The 6,543-nt window shown below is 65.0% G+C and carries 8 protein-coding genes; 3 read left to right on the top strand and 5 right to left on the bottom strand.

Going from position 1 to position 6,543, the window contains the following annotated elements:
• Nucleotides 1–686 (bottom strand): hypothetical protein (locus tag V3W47_RS19455; protein ID WP_331826898.1); only part of this gene is annotated, 686 nt, incomplete at its 3' end.
• A gap of 183 nt (nt 687–869) precedes the next feature.
• On the opposite strand from V3W47_RS19455, the gene V3W47_RS19460 reads away from it, so the two are divergent.
• Entirely contained in the window at nt 870–1,028 is a 159-nt protein-coding gene (locus V3W47_RS19460; protein WP_331826899.1) for a helix-turn-helix domain-containing protein, read from the top strand.
• A 55-nt stretch (nt 1,029–1,083) separates the two neighbouring features.
• Nucleotides 1,084–2,166 carry a hypothetical protein gene (locus V3W47_RS19465; protein WP_331826900.1) on the top strand — a complete coding sequence of 361 codons (1,083 nt, stop codon included), beginning with the start codon at nt 1,084–1,086 and terminating at the stop codon, nt 2,164–2,166.
• A gap of 367 nt (nt 2,167–2,533) precedes the next feature.
• Here the strand turns inward: V3W47_RS19465 and V3W47_RS19470 are convergent, their stop codons facing one another.
• The 3 genes from V3W47_RS19470 to V3W47_RS19480 all read right to left on the bottom strand — a co-directional run bounded on the left by V3W47_RS19470 (nt 2,534) and on the right by V3W47_RS19480 (nt 4,873).
• Entirely contained in the window at nt 2,534–3,154 is a 621-nt protein-coding gene (locus tag V3W47_RS19470; protein ID WP_331826901.1) for a hypothetical protein, read from the bottom strand.
• Nucleotides 3,148–4,167 carry a hypothetical protein gene (locus V3W47_RS19475; RefSeq protein ID WP_331826902.1) on the bottom strand — a complete coding sequence of 340 codons (1,020 nt, stop codon included), beginning with the start codon at nt 4,165–4,167 and terminating at the stop codon, nt 3,148–3,150. Before V3W47_RS19475 ends, V3W47_RS19470 begins: the two co-directional genes overlap by 7 nt.
• Nucleotides 4,168–4,297: 130 nt before the next feature.
• On the bottom strand, nt 4,298–4,873 hold the full coding sequence (locus V3W47_RS19480) for a hypothetical protein (protein ID WP_331826903.1): 576 nt from the start codon (nt 4,871–4,873) through the stop codon (nt 4,298–4,300).
• Nucleotides 4,874–5,040: 167 nt separating this feature from the next.
• Here V3W47_RS19480 and V3W47_RS19485 point away from each other — a divergent pair, with 167 nt between their 5' ends.
• Nucleotides 5,041–5,424: a hypothetical protein gene (locus V3W47_RS19485; protein WP_331826904.1), complete on the top strand. Its 384-nt coding sequence runs from the start codon at nt 5,041–5,043 to the stop codon at nt 5,422–5,424.
• Nucleotides 5,425–5,440: 16 nt separating this feature from the next.
• Here V3W47_RS19485 and V3W47_RS19490 read toward each other — a convergent pair.
• Nucleotides 5,441–6,543: hypothetical protein (locus V3W47_RS19490; protein WP_331826905.1), on the bottom strand; the 1,103-nt coding region annotated here is incomplete at its 5' end.

Consider the following 6,543-nt stretch of genomic DNA (forward strand, 5'->3'; position numbering starts at 1 on the left):
TGGATACCGAAGTCATCGGACTGGAAGAGGTAGCCGTGCAAGTCGTCCCAACGGTAGGCCGTGCCGCCGATGTCGCGCGAGAATCCGAGGCGGTCGTAGAGCAGCACCTTGAACAGCGTATCGGCGGCCCCCGCGATGGAGTTTGCCTCAAGGTCGAAGCGGTCGTACCCCTTCTCTGCCAACGCCCCGAGGGTTGCAATGATGCCTTCGTTTGGGAGGTTGCCCCGGAAGACGGCCCCGACATTCCGCCAGTAGGCATAGTGCTGCTGGGCCAACACGCCCATCTGATCGGAGCAAACAACGGTCGTCAGTTGCTCCCCATCCGGCGTGAGCGTGGGCGCGGTTATCTCATTCACGAAGCCTGTGAAGCGTGTTTCCCAGCCGTCCGTACTGCCCCACCCGAGCGGGTCGGCGGCTTGTGAACGCGAGACATTGATCTCCACCTCAATGTAGTCGCGTGGGGAGATGACCTCACTCCATGGCGTCCCGACCTGCCCGCCGACCCGTCCCGAGAGAACGAAAACGAGCCGTCCGGCTAGCCCCCGGCTCCCTTGCCCGAGTTGCCGCCCCCATGACAGGGACAGAACTTCTCCATACTCGCTTCCCATTCCGAAGGTCAGCGGCTCCCCGTACAGGCGAAACACCGTGACCCGCGCGCCGACGTGCTCTGAGGAACCCATGCTCATGCTTGCGAACGTATGCGCCCCAGTAGGCATGGGCGCGGGGGGGAAGGCATGAACGCTCACGCGCCCCCTCGCCTACTGGACCTGTGAGGCGAGACGTTCGGCAATTCGGCCTCGTCAATCCATGTGAGCAACTGGAAGCATCGGGTTCCGGCGATTCCCGATGCGTCCCTCACGCTGTCCGACATGCTGACCACTACTGCAACAGCGGCCCGCCTCAACGTCCACCCCCAGACCGTGCGGCGTCTCGTGAAGTCCGGCCTGCTCCCGGCGTTCCGCGTAGGCCACAACCTGCGCTTCGACCCCGCCGACATCTCCCGTTTTCTGGAGGCCCGCCGCGCATAAGGGTTACGCCCGCTGACCTCGGCAAGAAGGCAGCGGGCGTGGCGCGTGGGTTCCTATGGACAACTTAAATCTATCAGACGCCTGGGACTGGCAAGGGTCTCAGGATCAAGAAAACGCCGACAGCGGCGCATATTCTGACCCCTTCACCCTGGAGGATGACGGCCTCGCGGACCTCGCGGGACACCCGGCCTCTAGGCTCACCCGTGACGAGCGGGACGCCCTGGAGCTTGCCCGTACGGAGGCGAGCGAGTGCGGGGACTTCACCGACTACTACCGCCTTTGCTACCAACTCCGCTCCTCAAACCCTGGGGAAAGCGGTGGTGCTTCTGTCTCCGGTTCGTCGGCCCGTCTTGCCATCTTTCGGCCTGGGCGGACGATTCGGAAAGCTCCCCGGCAAGGCGTCCTGCTACTTCATGAGCGGGCGGAGACTCACGAGATACGGCGCACCCTCCCCCCCCGGCGCTGGCAGGTACAGCAAGCACTTGTCCTGACTCCCGATGAGCGGAGTGAGTACACCTTTCTTGCGGCGGTGCTTGAGCTTGGCTGGCGGCTGCGACTGGAGAAAAGGCCCGCTGAGCCGACCATTGAATGCCTACGAAAGATGCGACGGAAGCGTGGGCGGCTGGTGTGGGTGCGTCTTCGTCATCCGTCGATGAACGGCGGCAACGTGACTGACCCCGAAGACCGCGCGAGGTTGGAGGCAGTGAGCAAGAAGGAAGTCGCGGCTTGGATGGGCCGTCACGCTCGCAAGGTCGGTCCCGACATCATCTGCGCGCCTCACTGGGACGCCGACGGCGCAGCCCACTCCCACACAGGCATCCCTTTCGAAGCCCTGTCCAAAGAGCTTCAGAAGTGCGTCTTGGCGGCCCCCGTTGGGAGGGGCGGCGGGGTGGAAATCGACGCACGCACGCACCTTGTCCTGATCGGGGACACGGATGAAGACCTTCAGCGGGTCGGCGGCTACATGTGCCACTTCCCGCACGCGGCGGCGAGGCTGGCCCCCGAGAACAGAGACCCCCGGCAACTTGCCCTCTTCGACCAAATCGCCCAATCCATGCTTTCCAACGGCGGGAAATCGCAGAACGCGCGCATGATCTGGCGTCCGGGCTACCGGTGGAGGGTCGGGAAGCCTCTGTAGTATCTATACCGCGATTTCGCACACCACGAATGGCCTTCAATCCCCTCTGGGTGGGCGTTGAAGGCCATTCAAATGTCTCCGCCCGTCGGCCCCGAGGGTCGGTGCGCTTTTCACCGACCCGAGCCTGTCGTCAACTTCCTCCGCATTCAGGGCCGCAACCCCGTCTCAGTCGGTCTTGCGGCCCCTCAGCCCTCTGAGGTTCGGCGTTGTGTGCCGAGCCGATCCTGAGCCGTTCTCATCTCCACCCCGCGGGGTGCGGCGTTTTCGGACTCTTTTGCACCCCCGTTTACCCCGTACCTGTTCCGGGCACTCCGGGCGCTGGGAGTCCTGTTTATGTTGGACGGCTGGGAGTCGCTACCGCCCACTTCTACGGGTTCCCTGAGCGCAGCCGGGTCTTGCGGATGAGGTCGATCAACCTTTGGCGGGTCTTGCGGCTGCCCTCGTGGGTCACGATGTCCGCGATGTTGTTGTTGCTCTGGCCCTCCGCGATGAGTTCACCTATCCGCAGGCCCAAAGCCACATCACGAGCGTCCCCGACGATGCGTGAGACCCGTGCGCGGGAGATGTTCAGCGCGTCCGCGAGGTCGGACTGTCTGCCATACTTCCCGCTGCTCCATTCGGTGCGGATGATCTCTTCCGTTGCGCTCCCGATGCCGTGCGCGGCGCGGTAGTGCTTCAGGGCCTCGACCTCATACCCCGACGCGGCGGCGACCCCCTCAACGGTTTTGTGCCGGACGAGCTGCCACAGCATCCATTCCCGCGAGAAGTAGAGTTCCAACCCCTGCTCACGGGCCTCGTCTTCCGAAAGATCGGTGGGTGGCGGCGGGTAGATCGGCGTGAGGTCATTCGGCCCCACGGTGAGAGTGATTCGGCGTCTCTTGTCCCCGTCCGACACGTAGACGGCCACGGTGTCGCCCTCGCCCCTGATCGTCGTGCGGTCGTCGGCCAACTCCAACAGCCGCCGCATGGCATCCGCACCCGTCAGCACGTCGCCCCCTTCAACCTCCCCGCGAGGACGGCCCCGGCGTTCCTCCACGGCGCATCCTCGGCAAGATCGGCGGCAAGGCGGGAAATCTGCGCCCCGAGCGCACTCAATCCACCCGCACGGCCCTCAATTTCGGCCCTGAACGCCTCCCACAACACCTTGCACCAGTAGCGCCGCCGCTCCGGTTCGCTCAGCGCGTGCGACATGGCCGACGCGAGTTTGCCCACCTCCCGCGCACGGTGGCGAGGGTGCGCCGACCACAACCCCGGCAAGGCTTCGACCACGGCCCGCAAACCTGCCGGAGTCGCTTTGTCGGGAGTGGGCGCAACGGGTGGATAAACACCGTCGGGAACAACGGCCCGAGCCTTGACGGCCCTGTATTTCTCCTCCACCGAAGCCCCTTCAGCATTTAGAGCCGACATTTCCGCCGCCGCACCTCTTTTCCCCTCCACGTCGGCGGCAAATCCCGGCCTCCACTCGTGACGCCATTCCTCCGCCCGGATGCGCGGCGCGTCGGCCTCCTGGCGCATCTTCACGGCCCACAACGTCCCGTCCCACATGTTCCGCCCCATGACGGTCTGAGCGTGGCCGCCGCAGTCCAGCAACCCGGCCCGCTCCAGCTCGCGGCCCAACCTCGCCACATGGTCAGCGTGGTATTCGAGCAATCCCGCGAGACTGACGGCGGGAAGGTGGAAGGTGACTTGATCGGGTACGAACCTGTACCCCCTCGCCCGCGCCACATCCTGCGCGACTCGGCGCAGGCACAGGAACAGGCGCACGGCCCCCCTCGATAGCTTCCGCCCCGCGATGACCTCTACGGCGGAAGGGAACACGAGCGGCTTGGGTGCCTCCTGCGGGCGTTGGCAGGGTTGCTCGCGGACGAGCTGCACGGGTGAGGGTTGTGGAGGCGTCGGCGCATCGGCGGCCTCGCCCTGGTCGTCAGAGTGGGTGAGGGTGCTTCCGGTGATGGCGGCGCGTGCGCGTGCGAGTGCGGCGGCAAGTCTGGGAGAGGTCAAGAAAGCCCCTTTTTCCCTGGGTTCGTAGCGCGTACACTACGAATTCAGGGCAGCCCCCTGGTGCTTGAACGCCGATTCTTCTTCGCGGGAGTGGTCGGCGTTCGCTTTTCCGTAGGTCTGCACCAAGAGCTTACGACACCCGCGCGCCGATGTGCTGCATATCCTCGGCCTCGCCCTGGTCGTCGTCGGCCTGGACCTTGAGCGGTATGGGGTCGGCGCGGGAAAGCCAACCGTCCCGCAGCATCACCCGCACCGTCTCCGCCTTGATCGTGCGGCCCTGCTCGCCCCCGCCGACGAGCCGCCACACTTCACCCGGCGCGCGGGTCAGGGTTCCCCCGTCGCGTAGGGCCTTGAGGATCGGCGCATGGTGCGGCTTGGGTTCCACGTCTCGCGGCGGCAACGTCCCCAGCGTGACGGCCTCCACGAGCTGCACGGTGACTTCCGGCGCCGTCTCCGGCTCCTGGGCCTGCGCGCCCTCCGCCGACCCCTTCACGGCCTCCTGAGCGGCTTTCGCGCGGGCGATGACGTGGCCCCGCTGCTCTGCCGTCATTGCCCCAAACCACTCGTGTAGGTCGTCGGCGGCCCGGATGCGGTGAGTCTGACTCTTCTCCCCTTCCCCGAGCGGCGGCCCCGCGTTTCGCAGATTCTCCAGCACGGGGCGTCCCGGCCCACGTCTCCGTCTTGCGGTCGGGTTGCCCTCTCCCATTCCGGCAGGCTATCACCGTGTTTCACGGTGGAGGCTGACCGTGTGACGCCGCCAAACTGAAACCAATAAACATTAGTGTGAATCCAGCACAGGGCGTCCCGGCCCCCGATTCAGCCCCGCCCCGATGTGCGGCAACCCCACCCGCGCGCCGGGTGTACGGTGGCGGCGTGAGACACCTTGCCCTGCTGCTTGTCTTAATTGCTCCATCTTGTGCGCCGAAAGAGAAGGGAGAAGAGCGAGGGGAAGTGAGGCCGTTCGGCTCAGCGGAGATCATAGATGTTGACATGGACCAACGTAGATACGGCTACATGCAAAAAATGTGCGAGATGGAAGCCGATGCCAGGTATGACAACTTAGAATCTGTGACTTTCCCGCGCGGCGTTGGCATAACGATGTATATGGATGATGACTCTTTTGTTGTGGAAGCAATGGCTAAGCTAGATAACGGCTATAGGTCCATCTGGTGTAGAAGTTCAGGCCCCGACTTCTGGCTTGAAGACCGGGAGCAACTGCGCAGAGAGCGTCGGCAGGCCAACGAATCGCGGGAGTGACAGGCGCCGAGAAGTCCTACCGCCCGTGCTCCTGACCAATGCCGGAAGTCGCGTTGCCGATCACGGGTGCGTACTTCTCGCCCGGACGCTGCCGACCGAGGTACGCGGCATACAGCCCTTGCTCAGCTTCGGTCTGGTCAGTTTGCCCGGTGCGCCCGTGGAGGTTGTGTGGGTGAGCGGCTTTCGTCACCCCGTAGGCGGCGGCGCTCAGCCCACGGGAGACCGTCCATTCCGTCCCCGCGCTGCCGTCGGCCCCGATGGTGTGCTGGTAGCCCTCCACGTAGTACATCCGGCCCTCGTCGAGGTAGCGCACCCCGAGCTGCGCCCGCAGGTCCAGCGGCCCGGTGATCGTCCCGGCGTAGAAGCGGTCATTGAACTGACTCCATGAAAACACCTGCCACGCGAGCCGCCGCGCGAGTTCGGCCCGGTCCAATGACTGCCCGTAGACCTGTCCGCCGCCCTGGTAACGGACCTCTGCCCGCTTGCTCGTCGGGTCAAGGGCGCTGTATCCAACCCGGCGGTTGTATGCCTCCGCGTCCCCGATGACCTGGGCTTCGGCGTTGGCCTCCCCGGAGCGGTCCACCTGCGTTCCTTGCTGATTGACCAGATCGACCGAGTACAACGAATACAGGTCAGCGTCCGAACGTCTCAGGTCATGACTCGTGTTCCCCGTCGGCAAGGATTCGACGATGGGAAGGCCGTCCCACGCGGCCCCGTTGTATCCGCCCCGCTGCGGGTCATACGTCGGGAAGGGCGACGGACGCAGCACGAAGGTTTCCTGACGGCCTCCCTTGAGCTTCCTCTTTGCCGCCTTCCGCCGCACCTGTGAGACGCGGCCCACGTCGCGCACTCCACCGTTTCGCAAGGTCCGCTCTGCCTCGGCCTCGGTCAGGTTCTCCATGAAGAACTCGTGGAAGAACGGCGCGTCAAGCACCCAACTCACGGCGTCGGCCCATGACTTCCCTTCCGGCGCAAGGGTCGTCACGTCCACATGGATACCGAAGTCATCGGACTGGAAGAGGTAGCCGTGCAAGTCGTCCCAACGGTAGGCCGTGCCGCCGATGTCGCGCGAGAATCCGAGGCGGTCGTAGAGCAGCACCTTGAACAGCGTATCGGCGG

This window comes from Deinococcus sp. YIM 134068, assembly GCF_036543075.1.
GTDB lineage: Bacteria > Deinococcota > Deinococci > Deinococcales > Deinococcaceae > Deinococcus > Deinococcus lichenicola.

Bases quoted from the DNA above. Each gene is read 5' to 3' on its own strand.
- V3W47_RS19460 (WP_331826899.1), top strand. From the start codon at position 870: ATGCTGACCACTACTGCAACAGCGGCCCGCCTCAACGTCCACCCCCAG.
- V3W47_RS19465 (WP_331826900.1), top strand. From the start codon at position 1,084: ATGGACAACTTAAATCTATCAGACGCCTGGGACTGGCAAGGGTCTCAG.
- V3W47_RS19480 (WP_331826903.1), bottom strand. From the start codon at position 4,873: ATGGGAGAGGGCAACCCGACCGCAAGACGGAGACGTGGGCCGGGACGC.